The organism is Paraburkholderia oxyphila NBRC 105797, assembly GCF_000685075.1.
Lineage (GTDB): Bacteria > Pseudomonadota > Gammaproteobacteria > Burkholderiales > Burkholderiaceae > Paraburkholderia > Paraburkholderia oxyphila.
The window spans coordinates 1-20484 of sequence record NZ_BAYD01000017.1; the positions used below are offsets into that span (position 1 = coordinate 1).

Consider the following 20484-nt stretch of genomic DNA (forward strand, 5'->3'; position numbering starts at 1 on the left):
GGGAATCGTCACATATAAAACAACTTAAAGTTCGCCTGCGTTGGGGAGCGGCAAAGTGGTCTGAGCCCTTTGAATTGTCCGCCAAACTCAAACGTCAAAAGGTAAGGTGATTGAGATTCACGCTGACCCCAATGGCAGGGATGCACGACATGAGACTCTGGTGCCTCGCAATTGCGCTGATGATGCATTCATGCTGGGCAATAGCTCTCGACAGTATCCCAGCCGATGACAAAGACTGGGAATCTTTAATCTCTTTCCGCCCATCTACAAGCCTCCAAACATCGCTAGCACAGCGGAGCGTCAATGGTATAGCGTGGCGTCCGCTCAGAATAGAAAACGGTTTGGGCGTCACCAACCTCGATTTTTACGGAATTGAAATCGACGAGATGCCGATCGTCGCCAATAAGCCGCTCAATAGACCGCAACTGCTCGCCTTCATTCGCCAGAACTTCGTAAATCTAATCGACTCCACGCAGTCTGATTTTCTTCCATATAACGCCATCGATTCGGCTGCTTGGGCATCGGCAAATCCCTATGGCGCCGTCATGCGCTTTCGTTTGAAGTTTAAAAACGTGCCAGTTGAGGGTGGCTCCGTAGTTGTCGCGGAAAGCACGCCGGAAGAATGGCGTTTCACGACGATTTATACAGAAGAGGACTGGAACCATCCCGTGAGCGGGACGAGGGAATTTGGTGTCACAGCTCTCGCGGACGGAAGCACGATCCTTTACACCATGGGAGCGGATCGCCCTACAAATTTTTGGGATGCCTATGTAACGGAAGCGACTGCCAACGAAATCAAGTCTATCTTGAAAAAAATGGGCTACGATTCCATCGAAGACTCTATTCCCTCATTGCTGCAATCGGGCGAAAAAATATGGGAAGAATATCAACGGCGCGTGGTTGCGCTAGTGAACTCAAATGGGGGGAGGGCGCACGCGCTGTCTCCCATTACACGCCGCCCGCAATGGGCGAATCTTCAGGCTTATTATCATCCCACCGTACCGTGGCTTGGCAACTACGCGGTTGTCGTCTGGGACGGCCCAAGCGGCGAAACCATCCTCCCCGTCAAAACCAGCTTCGGGCGAGCAGTCGGAGAAGTTGGGGCCGACTCAGACCATCCGCGCGGAGTAATATGGGTTGACGGAAATTTTAACTCACTCCCCGACCCCGGCGAAACCGCGTACCTTCCAGATAACGGGAAGCCATCGGAAGTGACGGACTTGGGACGAGACGGGGTTGCTTTGGGAATGCTGGGCAGACGCTTCGCATCTCCCCAAGCTTCGCTATGGCCCATGGGTTCTGAACTCCAGCGCATCACCGTCCCAGGCTCCTTAAGCTCACACTTTGACGCATGGATTGACAGTGGCGAAATCGCCGGAACAATGCAGGTCGCGACGCCTGACGGTGAAGACTACACCGAGATCTCTCGTGCATTTATCTGGAAAGACAGCAATGGCGATCGCGCGATAGACGCCAATGAACTCACACTATTGCAGCCTCTAGTGGCGGGTTTCCCGACCGAAGTAATGGCCGCATCGAGCACTGGCTCCGTAGTAGGAACGGCGATCGACGCGAACAAGGCGGTTCGCGCTGTTCTCTGGCACGACGACGGCACGGTTGTGTCGCTCGGTGCATTCACATCGGGAAATTCCATCCCAACGTCAGTAAACAAGTCATCGCAAGTCGTTGGCTATTCCGAGGTAAAAGGCGGCACCCACGGATTTTTATGGACATCCGGATCCCTGCTCGACCTCGGAACCTTGGGCGGCAAAAACAGCTATGCAAACTCCATCAACGATGTGGGGACGATTGTCGGATCAGCTCAGGATGCGTCCGGCGATAAGCATGGTGTAGTGTGGAATGGAATGAAAATCGAAAGGCTCGATGAGTTAGTTATGCCGGCCGACATTGAGATAATCGATGCTCGCTTTGTCGACGACGACGGCCTGATACTCGTATCAGGAATTCGAAAAAACGGCGCTGCGTGTGCAGCATTCGTCATCCCGCTTCATTAATTTTAGGAGGAAAATATGAAAAAAATAATCTCTATCCAACTCGCCGATCAACAACTTAATTTGCCACCACTTGAGGAGGTGAATTCGACTCTTTTAAGAAAGAAGCTTCAAGAGCGTTGGCCAAATTTTTTGGATAAAATCTCTACAAATAAAGTGACGCAAGCAACGACGCCATTGAATCAAAGCAGTAATACGGTCGTTTCTGCATACGCAGAGCAGGACGGCGAAGACGGACAGGATGGTCCATTTGTCGACGTCGATCAGGGTCCTGATTTCATAGACGTCCATCCTGGCGAAGACGGCGGCGGTGGTGGTGAGGGGGACGAGGGCGGCGACGGCGGTGACGGTGGCGGGCAAGATCGGCTTGCAGGCTGACAGACGTCCGTCACCCTCAGGCGCTGAGGTAATCGAGAGGGAATTGAGAATGGCACTGTTGCAAATAGTTATTAAAGTGTCGAAGCTGTGTAATCTTCGATGCCGCTACTGCTACGAGTTCGAGCAGCTGACTAATTCTGAGCGGATGGGGCAGGCTAATATACACAGGCTCTTTCTCAATTTGCGCGCCGCAGTGGAGCGCGAAAAAGCAATTAAAAGAGTAGAGATAATATGGCACGGCGGCGAGCCTACGCTTCTCCCTGCGACCTATTTTCAAGAGGCCATTGCGTCCCAACGTTCAGTATTCTCGGATAGCCGGATTCTCGTAACGCACTCGGTACAAACTAACTTGTTTCGTCTTACGCCCAAAATACTCGACCTGCTCACCGGCCCACTTTTTCAAAAAGTGGGAGTTTCAATGGACGTCTCAGGTGGCCTGCGCGTGGACATACGAGATCGCGATTCAACCGCTCGTGTTGTGCAAAACATTGACTTGCTCAAATCCACTCGCCCCGGCATTGGAGGGATTGCGGTTCTGTCAAGAGATAACATGAATGACCTACCGGCGATCATGCAATTTTATGAGGACCGGGGCATGCCTTGCCGGATTTCGCCCGTATACCGATCTGCGTATGTCGGTCAAAACAGCAACCGAGCAATGTCGCGTGAACAGCTGGTATCTGCTTATTGTTGGCTCATTCAGCGTTGGACCGTAACGAAGCGGGCTCTGCGCTGCGAGCCGGCAAACCACCTTTTAGCGACTGCTCTGCGCGTCATTGCGCGGCGCAAGTTGAGATATGACTCTCTGCAAATCCGCGATCGCTTGTTGATAATCGATACAGATGGACGCGTTTATTACCAAGCCGATGCGTACGATTCCGCCCTTTCGCATGGCAACTACTTCGAAGATCCCAACTCTAATCGGGAAGGAAAGCGGATATCGAACTCAAGAGCCGCGGATCGGATGCACCGGCTTTGTTCTCAATGCGAGTTTTTCGGACCGTGCGACGGCTTTGCGGTCGTTGAAGCCACCGAGGATGAGCGAGCGCTCGGAACGAGTTTCGGCGGCACAAGGTGCCCTGTTGTTTACCCCGTAATCCGCTTCACTGTTGACCTATTACAGCAACGTACCCTCGATAACAGAGCGCCTGTATGAACTGCGAAATCGCAATCTGCGACGATATCGTACCTCGATCTCTTGCGATGTCGATCCATGAATTGCTTTGTGGACCAATCTGGAAGTTTGGCCATCAATCAAACGGTATGAACGATCGTTTCTCGTTCTGGTCGACGCGTTTTGCCGGCGGCGACGGGAGCTCGCGCACGTCGTGTGAAACCGAGCTTCGTGAAAGTGCAAGAAATGCGCCGATTGCCCGTCTTTGGGACGTGATCTCCTCGGAAATCCTACGTGGACACGAACCGCTTCGGGTTTATGCCAATGCCCATACGTATGGATCGGAGGGTTATGTGCATGTTGATAATGCAGACCGCGATAATTATTTTTCGACCATTTATTATGCCCATCCGGTTTGGATGCCAAACTGGGCGGGTGATCTCGTGTTCTTCGATGCTGATAAATCAGACAGTATCGCCTCGGTTTTCCCTAAACCGGGCCGCGTAGTGACGTTTCCGGGGTGTATCCCACACGCAGCCCGGGCGACCAGCCGTGATTGTTCTGATTTGCGTCTCAGTGTCGTCATGAAGTCGCAGGTGAAACGTGGCTGAATACATGCCCATCCGGACACAGGATACTGTCGAGTGGCTTATGAGTCAGCGATGGGCTCGCGCTCCCCACTCGGGGCGCACACTTCTTGACCACCTGCTTGGTACGTATGCCCTACTTCGGGCCGCTGATGTTCCTGAACGGCTGCAGTTGGCCGGTTTGCTTCACAGCGCGTACGGGACGACCCTCTTCAAAAATTCAATAGCGAATGCGTCGAGAATCGAGTTAGCGAACGCGGTCGGTAGTGCCGTCGAGGAGCTAGTCTTCGCCTTCTCTCAAGCGAATAGACCGAGATGTTTCGACAACGTCCTCGCCGGCGTCGGATCCACCATGGATGCGGATTTGCTGGTTATCGAATGCGCGAATCTTCATGAACAGCGGATGGGCCAGTCTTTTTTTTTCAAAGTGATGAATTCGGTTGAGCGAGGCTATCTTCAGTGTCCGCCATTGCTCATATCTATGATAAGTTCCAGACTGCGTGCCTCAGCAAACGGGAGTAGCGTACATGTCGGAAATCAGACGGGCTGCCGAATCTGACATAGTCAGTTTGGTGTGGATGGCCCGAAAATCACATCCTTATGGCCCTTACGCATCATTCCAGTTCCGTGTCGAGGCCGCGCGAAAAGAGTTCGTGTTCGCTTTGAATCATCCGCAACGGCTTGTCCTTGTCGCTGTTCATGACGATATCGTCGGCTTCGCCTACTGCAAGCATCACCGCCCACGATTCGTCCGGGAATCCATTATCGAGCTGTGTGATGTATGGCTGGAACCCAATCGCGATCCGCACAATGCGCTGGTTCCGAAGCTGTGGGCGGCTATCTCCACATGGGGCAGCAATCTACGAGCCGCGCACGTCGTTTGGAATTGCGACTTTTCATACATCCCTTTTCAAACGACGAAGACGCTTACCAAGATGGGAATTAAGAAAGTAGAAATGCAATGCAATTTCGCGGCCTTGACTGATTAACGCTCTGGAGGATCTTCGCGCGTCACAATAGTCATACTTCCCATCCAAAATAATGGCGGTAGCGGGACGTCGACCAGCCCACAATAAGGCTTTCGGATTCACACGTCTTTATGACTTATTGTGAGCGGAGCGTTTCGTCGTTTTTTTGGCGGACAGATCTCCTGCATCCGATCCGTTCGAACGCGAACCTATTGTGTGATCTGAACCAATCTTCACATCCAGGTTCTGGGTCTGGCAGTACGCTTCTTTTCCCAGCTTCAGAACCGCGATCAGACAAATGGCGCAAACCGGTACAAGCGCAGCCGCAGTGACGCTCAGCGAAGCAGCGACAGCGGCGGATATGGCTGAGACAACCGCGAGCTGCGACTTGTCGCCCGTCTTGGCAAGATGCTTTCTGAGCGCGCGATATTTTTTGTCGTTGGTACAAAGAAGAAGGCGGAACTCTTTCTTCAACAGCTCCCAATACATCGGTGCCGTGAAATAGCATGTACCAATTTCTCCCCGATTAATTTGCGCACCGAACTCCTCGACCGTAGCGTCGGGTGATAGATGGAGAACAAATCCTCTATCGTGAATTTCTCCGTGACTGGCGCTTTCCTTGGCAATATCATAGAGCACCCCGACAGTCAGTTCCGACAAATCCAATGCAATGTCATCGTCGTCTTGCACGTAAAACCTCCATTTGGTTGTGCCGTTCTGATAAAGGAACATGGAACTCAAAGACTAATTTCTAAAACTCATATGAGTAAGGCCGAACTCTATCTATGACAATCTTATTCCAATATTCTTGAAGATCCATTGCGTGCTTTCTCGCAACTTTTGTTTTGGCTAGCTCGACACCCGCCATGCTCAATGGTTCGCCGAGGATCGTTGCAAACCCAAGCTCTGCTTCCGTTCGTCCCTCGTTAAAGGCATCACTCACGGGAATTTTCATTCCCCTAGGCCACTTTTTCTGAACCTCCCAACTTGCGACGACTTCTGAATAAAGACGCCTAATCGGAAGCGGCGGATAGTTTGCCTCCGTTAAGTCGGACCGTGAGAATCTAATGTCCCCGAACAGGCGAAACAAGATGCTGAGAGAGACATTCCAATCACGAAGCAAATGCCACGTCGCATCGGCCTTCGGTGCCCACGGCAGGGGCGCGCTGTCATGACGGTCTAGCGTCACACGCAACGAGCTCATTCGAGCAATAATCGAACGCCGATCAGCGTCCTGCTCAAGGCATTGACGCTCCAAACGAAGTTCTTCATCGTCACGCGGTGAGCCGGATGATTCGCTGGAGTAACGAACATCACGCTTTTCCAGCAGGTAATCGACGTGCCCACGTGAGATGTGCGTGATCTCATGGCCAACGAAGAACATGATCGCCTGATGCGTAAGAAAATGCGCATAGGCCCAGCGCAATCCGTCTCGCGGTGATGAAAGCGCGTTGGTTTGATTCATGGAATCCGCGTTCATAACATAGCTCTGCAGCGGTTCGAGATCGTTTCGCTCCTGAGTGGTGTCTCCGATCGACGGAAACACCTTCGAGTCTGCAAGCATGCGGCCAATCACCATCCGCAGCATGAAAAGCAGCCCTGTATAGACACCGATGAAGTAGCGATTGCCAGCGCGAAAGGCCACAGCGTTGACCTGGGGATTTCGGATGAAGTCGAAGTAGATCGGTGGCAGCCCCTCCACTGCGTGCCTGGCTTGAGCGATTAGGTCCTCGGCTTGCTCAGCTATTTCGTCATAGTAAGCTCTTCCGCGCGGAGGCACCTCTTCTCTGATAAGAGGAAGGCCAAATCTGGCGATCTCTCGACGAAAAATCTCTGTGTCACTGCTCTGAGAAAGTGGCATGAAAACGCCTCCGTTGGGCAAGCGCGATTTCGTCAGCTTCCGGTTAAAGATAGTACATCCACGCCGGGCTGCATCATGACCTTTCTCGAATGCCGGTCGCGCGATCGAGTCAAAAACACGAAGTGCCTATCCGGCTGGCATGAGTTCATGCGCCTCGGGCGTTAACCTTTCGCGTCTTTGCTGCGCCGGGCTTTAATTAAGCGTGGCTGCTCCCTCTCCAAAAAATTACCGTGAATCGCTTACTTAGCAGTTTGAGATCGGCTGGGCATCAATATTCGTCTTTTGTTGGAACGTAGCAAAGTTGCGCTTAGTAAAGAATCCCTTCTTCCTTGACGCGGAAGTGAGTGGTTTTGGGACGTACGCGGTGATCCCGGCCAATTCGCATGTGCGGTTACCCGAACGGCGGTTGTGCCCCCATTTCGTTGAAAAACTCCCCTGAGCGTCGGATTGTTCGCTATCCTGGATTCATCAATCGACGGGAGTGCATCGTCATGATGGGTCAGCGAAGCGGTGATCAGGTGCAGCTGTTTTACGCGTTCAACCTTGATGATCATGTTCCCAAAGGTCATCTGTTACGCGGCATAGATCACTTCTTCGATTCCGGAGATCTCCGCAAGCACATGGCGTCGTTCTACAGTCCTACGGGGCGCCCTTCGATCGATCCGGAGTTGATGATTCGCATGCTGATCGTCGGATATTGCTTCGGCATCCGTTCCGAACGACGCCTGTGCGAGGAGGTCCATCTGAATCTAGCTTATCGCTGGTTTTGCCGCCTCGGCCTTGAAGACGCGGTTCCCGATCACTCAACGTTTTCAAAGAATCGCCACGGCCGGTTTCGCGACAGCGATATGCTACGCCATGTATTCGAATCAGTTTTGCGTCGCTGCATGAGCGAAGGCCTCATAGGTGGTGAAGGGTTCGCGATCGGCGCCAGTGTCATCAAAGCCGATGCCAATCGCACTCACGGCATCGCTGGGACTGAAGCGATCGACTGGAGTCGTGGCGATGAACCCAGCCGTGCGGTGCGTGAGTATCTGGCGACGCTCGACGCGAACGACAGAGCTGCCCAAGCACTGGAACTGGAACCATCTCAGGAACCCGCTACGCAACCAAAGAACATTTCGCTAACCGATCCTGCTGCACGTTGGACAGCTGCGCCCGGTGGCCCGGCATTCTATGCCTACTCGACCAACTGAGGTTGATAATCATTGTGGATGTCGAGGTAGATAGCGTCAAGCAGCATGGCCGGTTTACCGACAATCATTTTGGCCGGTCGACCGGGATGATTGTCGGTGGTTATTCGGTCATGGTTGTCGCTCCTTCCTGGTGATTGTCGCTGGATGATTGTCGGCGACGGCTGGTCTGTTTGTCGCTGGCCGTGCGACGGCGGTAGCTCTCGACGTTCATCTCGAAGATCGTCGAATGATGGACGAGCCGGTCGATCGCGGCGACGGTCATGCCGGGATCCGGAAACACGTCATTCCAGCCCGAGAATGGCTGGTTAGCGGTTCAGAAGGCTGCGGCGCTCGTATCTCTCCGCGATCAGTTCAAACAGGACACTCGTTTCGGCCTGGTCCTTTCGCGCGTACGACAGGTCGTCCAGGATGATCATGTCGAAGCGGTCGAGCTTGGCGAGAGCCGAAGGGAGCTGCAGGCTTTGACGCGCGGCCTGCAGCTTCTGCACGATCTCGCTGGTCCGCGTGAACAACACGCGGTAGCCAGCGTCGATCAGCGCGTGCCCGATGGCTGCCCCAAGATGACTCTTGCCGACCCCAGGTGGGCCGAACAGGAGTACAGTGGCGCCTTTCTCGAGCCATGAATCGCCGGTCGCCAGTGCCATCACGTGGGCTTTGGAGACCATCGGCACCATGCCGAAGTCGAAGGTAGCCAGTGTCTTGGTCGGGTCGAGATGTGACTCGGTGCGGTGTCGCTCGATGCGCCGCTTTGCGCGCTCGGCCAGTTCGTGCTCAAGCAGTGCGCCGAGCAGCCTTGTGGCCTGCCAGCCTTCCTTGTCGGAGCGCTGGGCGAACTCGGGCCACAGGCGGGCGATGGTCGGCAGGCGCAGCTCATTGAGCATGAGGGCCAGCCGGCCGGCATCGTAAGCGGGCGTACTCATGCCGCCTCCTCATTGCCCAGGAGGGCGTCATAGGCGCTGGCCGGGGGTATCTCGACATTGACCACCGGGCAGTCGACCTTGCGAGGCGCAAATTCCTCGCGCAACACCTTCAGGTCCGGCAAGCGGCCGTCGACCAGCAAAGCGTTCAGGCGTGCGGCCAGCACGGCTTCGACGCCATCCAGCGCGGCGAGCTCAAGCAGTCCGACCATGGTCTTGCACGCGTCGCGTTGCGTCAGCCGCGCCTCGAGCTGTTCCCACGTCCGGCGATAGGCCTCACGCGGAAACAGCTCGTCGCGAAACGCCAGCCCCTTGAAGGCCTGCGGCTTGCGTTTGAGGCCCTCGATGAAGTGCCGGTAGTCGAGAGCGCGGCGGTTGTCGCCGGCCCGCGAGCCGCGTGGGGTGCTATGCACCAGCGCGCCGGACAGATAGCAGTCAAGCCGGTCGCCATAGACCCGCACCTTCAGGCGGTGGCCGATCAGTCGCGACGGCGCGCTATAGAGGATTCCGCGCACGGTGAAGGTGCTGCAACGTGTGACGCGTGCTTCCTCTTCAACGAAATCGGTGGTGCGTCGCAGAGGTAGATCGATGAGCTGCTCGCGCTCCAGGCGGAACGCCGCCGCATTGCGCCGGTTGCGGCGCATGACGACCTCACGTAGAAACTCGTCGTAGGCCGCGCGATCGGCGAAGTCCCGATGCCCACGCAACATCAACGCCTGATCGACGGCCTCCTTCAGGTAGCGATGCGACGATTCCACGCTGCCGTTCTCGTGACCCTGACCGCGATTGTTGCGCGTACCGGCCATGCCGTAATGCTCAAGCAGCGCGGCATAGCGCACCGTGAAGTCCTCCTCGTCCTGCAGATTCCTGAACGCCGCCGACAGACTGTCGGTGCGATGCTCGAGCGGGCAACCGCCGGCTTGCCAGAGCGCATTCTGCAAACCCGTGGACAGGGCTCGAAACTCTCGCCGCCTTCGACGACATTGGCGTACTCCCAGCGCGAGAAGGCCAGCACGAAGTGGTACAGCCGATGAGCGAATGGCGCGCCGGCGATGGTCACGCGCAGTTCGGCCATGTCGGTAAAGTCCGACAGGCCCCGTACACCGGGCTCATGCTGCTGCGGAAAGAAGACTTCCTTGGGCGGCCCGGACACGGCTCTCCAGTGCCTCACGCGTCGCTCGAGCGTGCGGCGTGTGCTGTCGGGATACTGCCCGGGATGATCGTCCTGGAGCTTGCGCAGGATCGTGATCGCCTGCAATTGCGGCGCGTTCAAGAGCATCGCGACGACTTCGGTGTCCCAGACTTCGGCGAACGGATCAGGTCGCGAACGCCAATAGCCGCGTGGCTTCTGGGACGGCAGTGAGGCATCTCGTTCTATGCGCCGGGCACTGCGCACGCTGATGCCGGCCTTGGCGGCGGCGATCTCCTGAGAGTGGTGTTTGCGTTTGGACATGTAGAGGCGAACCTGTTGGTCGGTGATACGGGTTCCGGACATGCGGCTGATCGCTTCTTCTTGATTTGATCAGCCATCGTAGAACCCGGCCGACTCGGCGCCGCCGGTGGGGAGAACTCTCCGGCGGCTACGCCGCCTCCGAGTTCTCCCCACCGGCCAAAACCTCAGTCGCTATACCGGCCAAAATGATTGTCGCCGCGCACGAGGCCACCCCTGCATACCGCACACAGGAAGTGGACTCGACCAGGACCATAATTGACCGGGTCGAGCGGCGCTTCCGCCTCAAGCCACAACGTCCAGTTGGTGACACCGCATACGGAACTGCGTCGATGCTTGCCTGGATGATCAATGACAAGGCGATCGAGCCGCATGTTCCGGTGTGGGAGAAAGGAGCACGTAGCGACGAGACCTTCGCGAACAGTGACTTCCAGTGGCTCGAACAAAGCAATGAGTATCGCTGCCCGGCCGGGCATGCACTACGCAGCGAACAGCGTCCATTCAAGAATCCACGCACGCACATCACCAAGGCCAATACGGTCGTCTATCGATCCAGCCAGTTGGACTGCGCTGGATGTTCATTGAAAGACCAATGCTGTCCGAACACACCAATACGAAAGATAGCCCGAAGCGTCCACGAAGCGGCACGCGATAAGGCAAGGGCTATTGCGAAAACGCCGGCATACAGGCAGTCGCGCAAAGACCGCAAAAAGGTTGAGATCCTGTTTTTGCCCACCTCAAACGCGTCATGAAGCTGGATCGGCTCCGCCTGCGAGGTCCATCAGGTGCCCATGACGAGTTCTTACTGGCTGCTACTGCGCAGAATCTGAGGCGAATGGCGAAGTGGTTGATGCCAAAGCAGGAGGAAACGGCGGTAGCGGCCGCTTGATACGCGTCGCGAGCGATGCACAGCAGTGGCGCGATCGGAAAGAGCGCTGAGCGCGTCGATTGCATGGCCAAACATCACCGTGCTCGCGAGCGACAGCGCAGTTTTTCAACGAAATACCCCGGAAGCTGCCCTTGATTTTGTGCATGCTTGAAAGGCGGTTCTGGGTCCGGATTATGCCTCTTGCATGAAAGGCGAGCCCGAGGCACTTGCCGCGCACGGGCATTGGGCCGTGGTCGGCCATCAAGTACCGTTCGGTTGCCGATCTGCGATGACGGTTGTGTGTCCGGTACCCGACAAAACGGTCGCTTGGAAGACCAATAGAAGTCCGCTAACGAGGTCACCCGCAGGATGATTCAAGCGGCGAAGACGACTGTATGTGCGTTTGGAAATCACGGATGTGCAGGCGGCGTGGAGGATATTGTGCAATGAAGCTGATTTGTATGAAACCAGTCTAAAATATTTCTCCAGTCGCCTACGGACGGGCAGTACCCCCCTAGTTTGATAATAGTCAAATACCATGCCAGAGCTATCCCAAGCGAAATAAAATTGCCGATGGCGTATTCATAGAACTTAACGAGCATGTGCGCTTGAGTTTCCCTAAATTTTCCGTACTCGTCCTCAACTACCTGAGGAGGTTGAGTTGCGATAGCTGCAGCAGCCGCCCAGCTTCCATATCGCGACCTGTGCTGACCCGTTGCAAATTTAAATTTGGTCCAACAGACACCAAACTTTAGCCATCCCCAGACAAATTTTAATGGGTGGTGTTTTGTGTAAACAGGCCGCGTTGGGCTCGCGGGTTCCGCCGGGAGCTCTACTTGTGCAAAGGTTGGCAGGTGCGTATTAGTAGCGGTAATCCACGTATGAAATGCTTTGAATAACAACACTCCCGAAAAAATCGATTCAATCTGTGCGAACGCTGAATACAGGTAAAGCGTTTCTTCTATCAATGCGACGACGCGTCCCATCGAATGCTCGGTTGGCGTCAAAGCTTTGGCTAGCGCCTCTCGTAAATGCTGCTTATGTTCTTCCTTGAAGGTTGGATTGCCGATGGGAGCACCTCTGTTTCGCTCCTTTGCGATGCTTTTTACAAGCCTGTCGATGTAACGCCATCTCATGAATCCGCAAGCGCAGTTGATTATCCATGCGCCGACTGGGAAAATCCAGAAAATAAAATTTGCAAAGCAGGCAATTAAAAACAGAGTAACGGGGAAGACGTGTACCGGCGGCATGTGCTTCTCCTCCTCTTGTTCACTGCTTTGTCAACTGGTTCGTGGCGAACGGAGCGCCTCGGAAAGCCATCGTGATTTAGTTGTAGCAGGTTTTCACAACCACGCAAGAAATGGGGGGCACGTACTCGGCCAAGGTTTGTCAAGCGGGCCACGTCTGAATCCAGCGTTGCGTCTGCTGATAAACTAACTCCCAAGGCGGAAAGTCATTTGGCAACATGCTCCACGGCGCACCCGCGCGCACGATCCGGCGCACCGCGTTGAACATGTCGCGCAGCTCATATCGCCGCTGCGGTGCGTCCTGGTTCATCAAAGTCAGATAGCGAGCCGCGAAGCTCCATTCTTCGTTCGACACATCCGTCGAATAGGGTTTGCCTATTGCGATCCGGCCAGGATACTAGGTCTCGCCGCAAGTGCCTAACACGCTAATCGCGAAAAATAATATCTTGCGGCAAGCTCAAGTGTAATCGCCCATCCTGGTAGGCAAATATTGCTTGGCGGCTTTCGTCGAGGCTACGGAAAGGGCGGTGTACGGCGCTGCCGTCCTTCAGGAGAAGGACATGAATGCTCGGAATATAGAGCGGCCTCGCATAGAGGTGCTGCAATGATTCCGCAGATGTGAAAGCGCTTAGGTGTTTTCCCGACCGAAACACCTGCGGGCAGAGATATGAGAACACATCGCTGCGGGATATGGAAATATGGTCCTGATGAGGGACGGCCACAATTTCTTCTGGGTGCTCTATCAGTCCGACAATGTGCGCCGCTTGGCCGACATCATGCTGGTCGGTTGGGCGGATGAGCAATGTCTCTGACAGGTAGGCCCGGCTGATGTACGTACGACCCTCTTTAATGCGAAGGTGAAGGTCGAGGCGTGGATGCCAGGAGCGGACACCGTTTCGGCCGGTCCTGTACCAGTCGAGAAAGCCACCGCTCGATGTGGCGATTGGCGAAATATTGTCAGGGCCAGGCTTGGAGTCGGTTTCCATATATAGCCACGATGCCGAGATATGTTCCGCAAAAGCATCGGCTGGCGTGTATCCATGCGCTACCTCGCGAAAGTCGAATTGAGCATCAAAGGCTTCGATTATCTCCGATAATTTTTTCCCGCCTGTTCCACCTGCGTAACACATTCCTACGTGACGCGTGGAAAATTCGTGTAGTTTGTGATTGAATATTTCCAATCCCTGCGTATCGTTGAATGTTACGGCGGCGATCTGGATGTTGGGGATCTTAAATCCGAGCGAATCAACCACGCGTCCTATATCTGACTTTGAGACAATAATATTTTCTCCAAACTGGTCTTTAAGGTCTAGTTTTTTTCCGAGTTGCTCCCGAATCAGTCTCATTTCTTCATACGGGCCAGCCCATGCCAGTACGCCAGAATTTGGCCCGCCCGGCGAGCCGTCCAGAATCAGGGGTTTTCGCGCCATCATGACGATTTGTCTCAGACAGCCAGATTCGTCGGTGTAAAGTGCGCTGCGCACTCCTGTTGCCGGAAGGTTAATGGTTGGTGGGGATGTTTTGTCGCCGGTAAACTTCTTGCTCAGAAGCATGTCGCTGACGACTACCGGATACCCGGAAATTTCCGGGTCGCTGTGAACATTGATGATTGCAATGGCCGTCAATTAGTTATCCCCGTCGTGGTGCAATGAGAAACTCAACACTATGTGTCATCGGCCGTTTTTCCTCACATCTTTAGCGTGACCCGCTGCCGCATCAGCGGCCCTTGATGGAGGGGGCGCCTGCCATGACTGACCAAGACGCGGTCGGGTTCGATAACTCGCTTCAACCGGTCGTACTTCCCTGATCGAGAAAAGAGTTGGCTTGGGCGATAATGCATAGCCCCTGTCTCGAAAGGCCCTTCATCATGCTCACGCCCATGTTAGTGCAGTACTTGGTCGGTCTGTGTTGTCTCCGCTACGACCCGGACGCAGTTGACGTCACAATCGGCGACATGGTTTTGGATGAAGCCGCAGAGAAGGAGCGGGACGTCGACATAACAGTCACGATCGTCGACAGCAACGGAGAAATATCGGCGTTTAAAGCGTCGGAGGTAAAGCACGAGGGTAAGCCGCTTGATGTTGGTACTGTAGAGCAGTTGATCCTCAAATTGAACGACATGCCTAAGGTGACGCATAAGGCGATATTTTCAACTTCCGGATATACGGACGGCGCTCGTAAGAAGGCCGCTTCGCATGGCGTCGATCTCTACACACTGCAGCCTTGGGAAAATCGAATTGAAAATGATTTCCCAGATTTTCCCGGTGTTGGTACGCCTAGCGAATTTCTGAGCCAGTTCTCGGGTAGCCTCTTGTGTTGGCCGCAGTACAAATTATCCATTACATGTGCACCCGGGTCCCCGACGTCTTTTACCATTAATGATGAGGATCGAATTTATGACCGTGCCGGGTCTGCACACCAGGCGTATCCGACGTTCGGTGAATACAAACACGCGGTCTTGCTGAGATCCACAGAGATCCTTTACACGCTGGAGCCTGCGCAGACAGTCCTTCATACGTTTCCCTACGGGCTGCGCGAGCAAGGTGACTTCTCTTCAGGTCCCGCATGGCCACACACGCACACATTGGATGTGCGCGCGGACGAGGTCTACGCGAAAGTTAGCGAAGGAGCGCCTTTTCGATTCGACTCGATCACTATATCTGGCCATCTCCAATGGCAGCGTCGGAATTCAAAACCTGAATTCAATATTTTGAAGCGTGTCACCGACGATGCTGTTTTTGCTGGTGCGGCCGTGGCTGCCTATGGCGTCGACGATGAACGAATGTTCGCAATGATTTTTCCAGATAAAGGCCGTGAATTGGGAATTCATCTTTTCAGCATCCCTGAAAAGCAAAAAAATATGATTCGCAAGTTGAAAATAAAAGGTTAGCGGGGCGTCGCGATTCCAATTAACTCGGTCGTGATCGATGACGCGCATGACCGCTTCAGTGCAAAAAGAGACGAAGCGGCACGCCATCGCCGAACGGCAGAGAAGGGTCGATCTGCCCCACCCGGAATCACGCCGGCTTGCACGCGTTGGTCGCAGCAATAAAATTCAAGAATTCCTTCGGTATCGTGTCGTGCCACAAAGTGTGCCATTGACGAAGATGACGGCGTGCCACCTCCGGCATTGACTCGATCCAAAGGAACCACCATGACTACCAAAACCTCGACGCCCGCCATTCCTCCCAACCCGATGACCCCGGCAGCGGCTTCACGTATCCAGAGCGCCACGGCCAAGGCGAACGGCGGCGCGGTACCGAAGGGAAGCTTCGCCACCCGTGCTCAACGTGCGGCTGCCAAGGGCGGCAAGCGCTGAATCGACACGGGCGGGGACGAATGACCGCCCCGGCATAAACTATGAAAAATAAAACGACCGTTCCTCGCTTGGGCCATGTATTGCGCGCGCTGATCAGCGCGGCTGGCTACCGCAAGCATCTCGCCGACATCGGGCTCGACAAGAACCTAGATGACCTCGCCGCCGAAGTGAAAGATCGACAGAGCTCGGGATCCGAACTGCTGCTAGGCATCGAACAAACCTGCTGCGAGGCACTGGCTCAGGACTGCGGCCCCGAATGGGCGCAGTTCCTGCTGGAAGTTTGGGCCCGTACGCGCTCGAGCATTCAAATGGTAGTGCAGCACGTCGACACCACGTCGATGCTGCCCGAGCGGGACAACGAGCTCTTCGTCAGGCATTTCACGGTGCCCATGTTGTCAGGCTTCATGCGCCTGTGCGCCGCTCTGCGCGACGGTCCGGACCTGGCCGGCTGCTCGATGAGTCCGTTTCGCGCGTGGATCGTGTTCGTGGCGCAGCGAACCGGAATAAGCGAATCCGTGCTGCTGGCGAGTTTGGCGAATGAGGTCGATGCCGACCAACGAACGATCGAGCGCTGGTCATCCGGCGAGCGCATCGGCAAGATCGGCTGGCCGTATGCGTCCAAGGTCGCCGCCGCGTTGGGTAAGCCCGTCGACGAATCGGAGGTTCAACATCTGGCGGGCTGGCTGCTGATTGCGTGCGCGTATCAGTCGCTGTCGACCGAACTGCGCGATGCGGTGCGATGTGGCTTTGTCGTGCGCCGTGAACCGCAATGGACGCTCGACGAGGCGACGCACGCGATGAACCTCGAATGCTTCCAGCAAAGCGACGGTGCCGAGCGCGCCAAGGTTATGCGCTCGATGCTGGAAATTGAAACGATGCTTTCGAGCAATGCTCTCGATCACGATGCCCTGCGTGAGCGGCTGCATCGGTGCGGGCAACAACTGGAACAAGTGCCGCCCGCAGTGCGCGCTTCGTGCGAGATCTTCCACGACTGGTTCTTGGCGCGGCATGCGGCGATGCTCGGCGACGAGAAGAGAGCGCTCGGTTTGTATGGCAAGCTCGTTTCGGCGGCGTGGTGGCGAGCCGGTCCGAACCAGCGACTCATTCTCGACGAAGCGTTGCAGTATGCAATCGGCATCGGCGACAAAGATGCCGCCAATGCTTACTGGGACAAAACTTTCATGCTCGGCTTGAACCGCTGGCCGAAACGACCGCTCGACGAACAGGAAATGCGCCGCATCGCTTTCGCGTTCGAGCAGCGTTTCCAGCCGCACACGGCCAAAGTGCGCATCCCTCCGCCTATCGAACTCCGCAGCACTGAAGACCTATTCAAGCTCGCTCCAAAACATCTCGCGAGCCCGAACCAGAAGACCAAGTATGCTGATGGCCGCACGCGAAGAACACCGCTCATGATGGCGATCATGGAAGGCACGTCGGACGACGTAAAGCTGCTCGTCGATGCCGGCGGCGATCCCGACGATTTCATCCCTGAGTCAGGCGAAGGGCCGCTGTCTTACGCGATGCGTCGCGCCTGCGATCGCAAGGACACGTCCGTCATGGACTATCTGCTCGGGCTCGAATTGCAACGAGCAACCGTCAATCGCCCCGCTTCTACCCGACGCGAATCGCCGCTGAAGCTGGCCGTCGAGATGGCGAATGCCCGCGCCGTTGCCCGCCTCATCGAACTGGGCGCGGATGTTGAAGCGGCATGCGATGCGCTACCGTCGGCGCTGTGCTACGCGATGACGCTTTTCAATATGAGCCTGCATTGTAACGATCCGACCCAAGAGCAGGCCTACTTTGCAGGCAAGACGCGCGCGGACGTGTACGACGCCAAGGAAGGCGTGGTGCTCGATGTCGATCTCGCGGCGCGTCGAGAAGGGTTGCAGCAACTCGCGAACGCAAGCGACCGGAATCGCCGGATGTGGAAGAATGTTTTCGATTATTTCATTCGGCCACACGAAGCGTATCGTGAAGTGATTCGGGCGTTGCTCGCGGGCGAAGCCGATGCTAACCGCCCGTATCGCTTGGAGGCGCACCGTTCCGCGCAGTGGACGCCGACATTGTTTGCGGCCGAGATCGGCGATCTGGAGGTGTTCAAACTACTAATCGAGCATCGCGGCGATCCGGACTTAACGTTGACGCCGCCGAAAGTGCTCGAGCGTTTCGACGCGTTGTGGGTCGCCGTCCATCACAAGAGGCACGAGATCGTATCGTATTTGCTGGAGAGAAAGCAGCGCGCCGCTTCCCGCTAAGCCTCAGCTGGGCATTCTCGAAGAAAGCCTTCGGAACGTTGTCGGGACTAGTTGGACGACGAAGCCGATCCTCATGACCATACCAAGCCATCTAGGACCGGTCATGCAGTATTGCAGCGACAAGGACATGAACCAGCTCGTCAAGCGCATGGTGCGGATCGGCTGGATCTTCGAGCACGGGAAACTGCGCCATCCGGCGGGCATCGGCTGTGTCACGTTTCCCAGAACACCGAGCGATCACCGGACCTTGCTGAACTTCCGGAGGGATATACGTCGCCTCGAAGCGTCATTACCTGGCGCGGTGGCACACGGCTTCGCGTCGGCACAGTTAACGCCACCGCCTGCTAGTTAGACGACTATCGGCCAAGAACGGGCGTTGGTCCGCTCCGTTGTTGCGACATCCAAATGGCCGGTCCACCTCACACGGCAGACATACGACGCGTTGTATCGCTGACTATATCTTCGGCCTCAGACGGAGCGCCAAGCTTTCGCGCCTCGTCGTCGATTCGGCTATCAGCAAGGATGTCGCTCGGGCACGGCTGCGACCGATTTCCTTTGGCCTTCACGATCGTGGACATTGGCATCGGGCATCTTGAAAGAACGACGTCATAGTGCACCAAGCCGCGCTTTTTCACCTTACAATTCGACTTCATCACGTTTATTAAGACCTTGCCCAACAGCGTGAACTCAAAAAACATCAAATACGCCAACGCGATTTTCCATGCGGCGACACCCGTCATCCGTATTCATGGCATAGGAGGCGGGCGCTGGAAGCGAAACGTAGCTAAGGGCGCGAGAATCGGGCCATGGCTTCAGGCCAAGTTCGACATCCTCGACGCTGCAGTCTGGACGGCGAAAACCCCCTGCCTTTACTTGGTCGCCGGGAGCGATGAGGTAATTCGATACGTAGGCATATCCCGAAATCGGCTCAAAGACCGTTGGCGGACATCTCCCGCGTACGACGCAGACACGATGACCCGCCTGTCCGAAAACCAGCTTTTTCATAGCCAATGCTGGAAGCACATCGAGCTCGAATGCGCTCAACACCCGGAAAGCACCTATGAGGTCCGGTGTATTGACGGCGCCAGTTTGCTCCCTCTCCTTGAGCATTTAGGGCCTCCCCTCTCAGCGTTCACTGCGCTTCAAGGTGATGAGGAAGGCATCGTTGCAGGCGTCGAGCGATGGATGTGCAACAACAAGGGGCCTGCACTTGCGACATGGAACGTTGCGATGACCGGGGCGTGACGTGTCAACAACTCGTGCAGGTCCGGGCCCCTGCGAAACGCTCGCTCCTTGAAGCGAAGAAAAAATCTCACCGTTGGGGGTTGGGTGGCGCTGTATCGGCGAATGCTCAGAAGACTCCTTTCGGATAACCAACCGAAGAGACCAGAAATGAACAGATCGTTTGTCGCCGTCACGTGCGCAGTCTTGTTGTCCGCGTGCACGGTTCAACAGCCCGTTGCGCGTTATGCTATTTCCGCTGATAACCGCGCAGCCATTAAAGCGGCCCACGCGAAGGACGTCGCAGTCGGGCAGTTCGTCTCGGTGGGTAACATAGATCCGGGTTGCAGAGGCGGGGTGATTGTCACACCTCCGGATGGTCTATCGTTTGAGGCGTACATTCAGAAGGCGCTCGCAGACGAGTTGAAGGTGGCTGATTCATATAGCGACGTCCAGCCAAGGGTGACTCTTTCAGGGCGAGTTGAAGAGCTTGAGTCCGCTTCAATGGAAGGGCTCACTGGTGGCTACTGGAACATCAAGTTGCTAGTTAGCTCATCCAACGGCCAGTCACTGACCGTTCAATACAGATCCACGTTTAAAACAGGTTTCGAGGGTTCTGAAGCCTGCCGGCGGGTGGCGGCGCAGTTTCCCGCCGCAGTGCAGGACGTAATTCACGAGTTGGTCACCAACAGCGCGTTTCCAGCACTGTTGCAATAGCGTGAACTGGCGTCAACCAGGACTGACTGCTCGGCGAACCTGGAATCTTCCTTGGCCACGCAGAATGCGCACAGCGCCTCGATCCAGGCTACGTGCTACTGGCGGAAGTGAGTTCGATTCGTTAGTCCTTAATCTACGAACACGTCGCCGTCACCTGCGTGGTTTTGAGTCGGGTTGCACATGCGTACTACCCGTCGGGCGTTGACCGCTCATCGTCGGGGAACACCTTCATGTTTGCTTTACCCTGAGGGGGAGTCAGGGCAGTAGAAAGGTATTGTGCTCAAGTCTTCACATTTCACCTACGCCAATAGCGACGTGCGTGGCCGCTTTAGCTTCGAAGCGTCCTTTGGCGCGGCGCTTGGTCAAACGACGGT

Annotated in this window: 17 protein-coding genes and 5 pseudogenes; 14 read left to right on the forward strand and 8 right to left on the reverse strand. The window is 55.6% G+C overall.

The annotated features are described in order from the left end of the window. The first annotated feature begins 341 nt into the window (after positions 1 to 341). From BO1_RS13980 to BO1_RS59090, 6 genes are read left to right on the forward strand one after another with little or no spacing between them, the layout of a single operon-like run. Entirely contained in the window at positions 342 to 2015 is a 1674-nt protein-coding gene (locus BO1_RS13980; RefSeq protein WP_167338341.1) for a hypothetical protein, read from the forward strand. A gap of 15 nt (positions 2016 to 2030) precedes the next feature. Then, positions 2031 to 2390, forward strand: coding sequence for a hypothetical protein (locus BO1_RS59085; protein ID WP_156992242.1), 360 nt, complete (start codon positions 2031 to 2033; stop codon positions 2388 to 2390). Positions 2391 to 2439: 49 nt separating this feature from the next. Further along, entirely contained in the window at positions 2440 to 3546 is a 1107-nt protein-coding gene (locus BO1_RS57450; RefSeq protein ID WP_084687951.1) for a radical SAM protein, read from the forward strand. Then, complete coding sequence (locus tag BO1_RS57455; RefSeq protein WP_084687952.1) at positions 3543 to 4115, forward strand: 2OG-Fe(II) oxygenase; 573 nt, start codon at positions 3543 to 3545, stop codon at positions 4113 to 4115. The genes BO1_RS57450 and BO1_RS57455 overlap by 4 nt, the downstream gene beginning before the upstream one ends. Before the next feature lie 40 nt (positions 4116 to 4155). Next, entirely contained in the window at positions 4156 to 4650 is a 495-nt protein-coding gene (locus tag BO1_RS62010; RefSeq protein WP_407669946.1) for a DUF6817 domain-containing protein, read from the forward strand. After that, positions 4619 to 5080, forward strand: a complete 462-nt coding sequence (locus tag BO1_RS59090) for a GNAT family N-acetyltransferase (protein ID WP_156992243.1) — start codon at positions 4619 to 4621, stop codon at positions 5078 to 5080. The genes BO1_RS62010 and BO1_RS59090 overlap by 32 nt, the downstream gene beginning before the upstream one ends. A 108-nt stretch (positions 5081 to 5188) precedes the next feature. Here the strand turns inward: BO1_RS59090 and BO1_RS13995 are convergent, their stop codons facing one another. Both BO1_RS13995 and BO1_RS14000 read right to left on the reverse strand, forming a co-directional pair. Then, positions 5189 to 5749: a hypothetical protein gene (locus BO1_RS13995; RefSeq protein WP_156992244.1), complete on the reverse strand. Its 561-nt coding sequence runs from the start codon at positions 5747 to 5749 to the stop codon at positions 5189 to 5191. A gap of 61 nt (positions 5750 to 5810) precedes the next feature. Beyond that, positions 5811 to 6920, reverse strand: coding sequence for a M48 family metalloprotease (locus BO1_RS14000; RefSeq protein ID WP_028218085.1), 1110 nt, complete (start codon positions 6918 to 6920; stop codon positions 5811 to 5813). A gap of 491 nt (positions 6921 to 7411) precedes the next feature. On the opposite strand from BO1_RS14000, the pseudogene BO1_RS51030 reads away from it, so the two are divergent. After that, a pseudogene (locus tag BO1_RS51030) lies at positions 7412 to 8113 on the forward strand (transposase); the annotation flags it as partial. Positions 8114 to 8216: 103 nt separating this feature from the next. Here BO1_RS51030 and istB read toward each other — a convergent pair. Further along, positions 8217 to 9036: pseudogene (gene istB, locus BO1_RS14015) on the reverse strand (IS21-like element helper ATPase IstB). Continuing rightward, a pseudogene (istA, locus tag BO1_RS51035) lies at positions 9033 to 10528 on the reverse strand (IS21 family transposase). The pseudogenes istB and istA overlap by 4 nt, the downstream one beginning before the upstream one ends. A 62-nt stretch (positions 10529 to 10590) precedes the next feature. Here istA and BO1_RS61110 point away from each other — a divergent pair. After that, positions 10591 to 11372 (forward strand): annotated as a pseudogene (locus tag BO1_RS61110) (transposase); the annotation flags it as partial. Positions 11373 to 11761: 389 nt separating this feature from the next. Here BO1_RS61110 and BO1_RS59100 read toward each other — a convergent pair. The 3 genes and pseudogenes from BO1_RS59100 to BO1_RS59105 form a co-directional block, all read right to left on the reverse strand. Then, positions 11762 to 12601, reverse strand: coding sequence for a hypothetical protein (locus BO1_RS59100; RefSeq protein ID WP_156992247.1), 840 nt, complete (start codon positions 12599 to 12601; stop codon positions 11762 to 11764). Positions 12602 to 12761: 160 nt separating this feature from the next. Further along, positions 12762 to 12977, reverse strand: a pseudogene (locus tag BO1_RS14030) (transposase); the annotation flags it as partial. 46 nt (positions 12978 to 13023) lie between these two features. Next, positions 13024 to 14223, reverse strand: coding sequence for a hypothetical protein (locus BO1_RS59105; RefSeq protein WP_156992248.1), 1200 nt, complete (start codon positions 14221 to 14223; stop codon positions 13024 to 13026). A gap of 242 nt (positions 14224 to 14465) precedes the next feature. On the opposite strand from BO1_RS59105, the gene BO1_RS14050 reads away from it, so the two are divergent. From BO1_RS14050 to BO1_RS57470, 4 genes are all read left to right on the forward strand, one after another. Then, positions 14466 to 15488 (forward strand): restriction endonuclease, encoded by a 1023-nt coding sequence (locus BO1_RS14050; protein WP_167338343.1) that lies wholly within the window; start codon positions 14466 to 14468, stop codon positions 15486 to 15488. A 264-nt stretch (positions 15489 to 15752) separates the two neighbouring features. Continuing rightward, a complete protein-coding gene (locus BO1_RS60190) occupies positions 15753 to 15917 on the forward strand; it encodes a hypothetical protein (RefSeq protein ID WP_167338344.1) in 165 nt (54 codons plus the stop codon). Between the two features lie 41 nt (positions 15918 to 15958). Then, positions 15959 to 18172: an ankyrin repeat domain-containing protein gene (locus tag BO1_RS14055; protein ID WP_156992249.1), complete on the forward strand. Its 2214-nt coding sequence runs from the start codon at positions 15959 to 15961 to the stop codon at positions 18170 to 18172. 127 nt (positions 18173 to 18299) lie between these two features. Next, entirely contained in the window at positions 18300 to 18524 is a 225-nt protein-coding gene (locus BO1_RS57470; RefSeq protein WP_174490597.1) for a hypothetical protein, read from the forward strand. 67 nt (positions 18525 to 18591) lie between these two features. Here BO1_RS57470 and BO1_RS60195 read toward each other — a convergent pair whose 3' ends face one another. Beyond that, positions 18592 to 18912 carry a hypothetical protein gene (locus BO1_RS60195; RefSeq protein ID WP_043284824.1) on the reverse strand — a complete coding sequence of 107 codons (321 nt, stop codon included), beginning with the start codon at positions 18910 to 18912 and terminating at the stop codon, positions 18592 to 18594. 232 nt (positions 18913 to 19144) lie between these two features. Between BO1_RS60195 and BO1_RS61115 the strand changes: the two genes are divergently transcribed. Then, positions 19145 to 19417, forward strand: coding sequence for a hypothetical protein (locus tag BO1_RS61115; RefSeq protein WP_245643792.1), 273 nt, complete (start codon positions 19145 to 19147; stop codon positions 19415 to 19417). 147 nt (positions 19418 to 19564) lie between these two features. Next, a complete protein-coding gene (locus BO1_RS14075) occupies positions 19565 to 20110 on the forward strand; it encodes a hypothetical protein (protein ID WP_028218093.1) in 546 nt (181 codons plus the stop codon). Positions 20111 to 20484: the final 374 nt, after the last annotated feature.

What these genes read in the sequence shown, in the direction of transcription:
- BO1_RS61115 (WP_245643792.1), top strand. Translation starts at nt 19,145, where the DNA reads ATGACCCGCCTGTCCGAAAACCAGCTTTTTCATAGCCAATGCTGGAAG.
- BO1_RS14050 (WP_167338343.1), top strand. Translation starts at nt 14,466, where the DNA reads ATGCTCACGCCCATGTTAGTGCAGTACTTGGTCGGTCTGTGTTGTCTC.
- BO1_RS59100 (WP_156992247.1), bottom strand. Translation starts at nt 12,601, where the DNA reads ATGCCGCCGGTACACGTCTTCCCCGTTACTCTGTTTTTAATTGCCTGC.
- BO1_RS59090 (WP_156992243.1), top strand. Translation starts at nt 4,619, where the DNA reads ATGTCGGAAATCAGACGGGCTGCCGAATCTGACATAGTCAGTTTGGTG.
- BO1_RS57455 (WP_084687952.1), top strand. Translation starts at nt 3,543, where the DNA reads ATGAACTGCGAAATCGCAATCTGCGACGATATCGTACCTCGATCTCTT.
- BO1_RS60195 (WP_043284824.1), bottom strand. Translation starts at nt 18,912, where the DNA reads ATGACGGGTGTCGCCGCATGGAAAATCGCGTTGGCGTATTTGATGTTT.
- BO1_RS57450 (WP_084687951.1), top strand. Translation starts at nt 2,440, where the DNA reads ATGGCACTGTTGCAAATAGTTATTAAAGTGTCGAAGCTGTGTAATCTT.
- BO1_RS14055 (WP_156992249.1), top strand. Translation starts at nt 15,959, where the DNA reads ATGAAAAATAAAACGACCGTTCCTCGCTTGGGCCATGTATTGCGCGCG.
- BO1_RS62010 (WP_407669946.1), top strand. Translation starts at nt 4,156, where the DNA reads ATGAGTCAGCGATGGGCTCGCGCTCCCCACTCGGGGCGCACACTTCTT.
- BO1_RS14075 (WP_028218093.1), top strand. Translation starts at nt 19,565, where the DNA reads ATGAACAGATCGTTTGTCGCCGTCACGTGCGCAGTCTTGTTGTCCGCG.
- BO1_RS59085 (WP_156992242.1), top strand. Translation starts at nt 2,031, where the DNA reads ATGAAAAAAATAATCTCTATCCAACTCGCCGATCAACAACTTAATTTG.
- BO1_RS14000 (WP_028218085.1), bottom strand. Translation starts at nt 6,920, where the DNA reads ATGCCACTTTCTCAGAGCAGTGACACAGAGATTTTTCGTCGAGAGATC.
- BO1_RS57470 (WP_174490597.1), top strand. Translation starts at nt 18,300, where the DNA reads ATGAACCAGCTCGTCAAGCGCATGGTGCGGATCGGCTGGATCTTCGAG.
- BO1_RS60190 (WP_167338344.1), top strand. Translation starts at nt 15,753, where the DNA reads ATGACTACCAAAACCTCGACGCCCGCCATTCCTCCCAACCCGATGACC.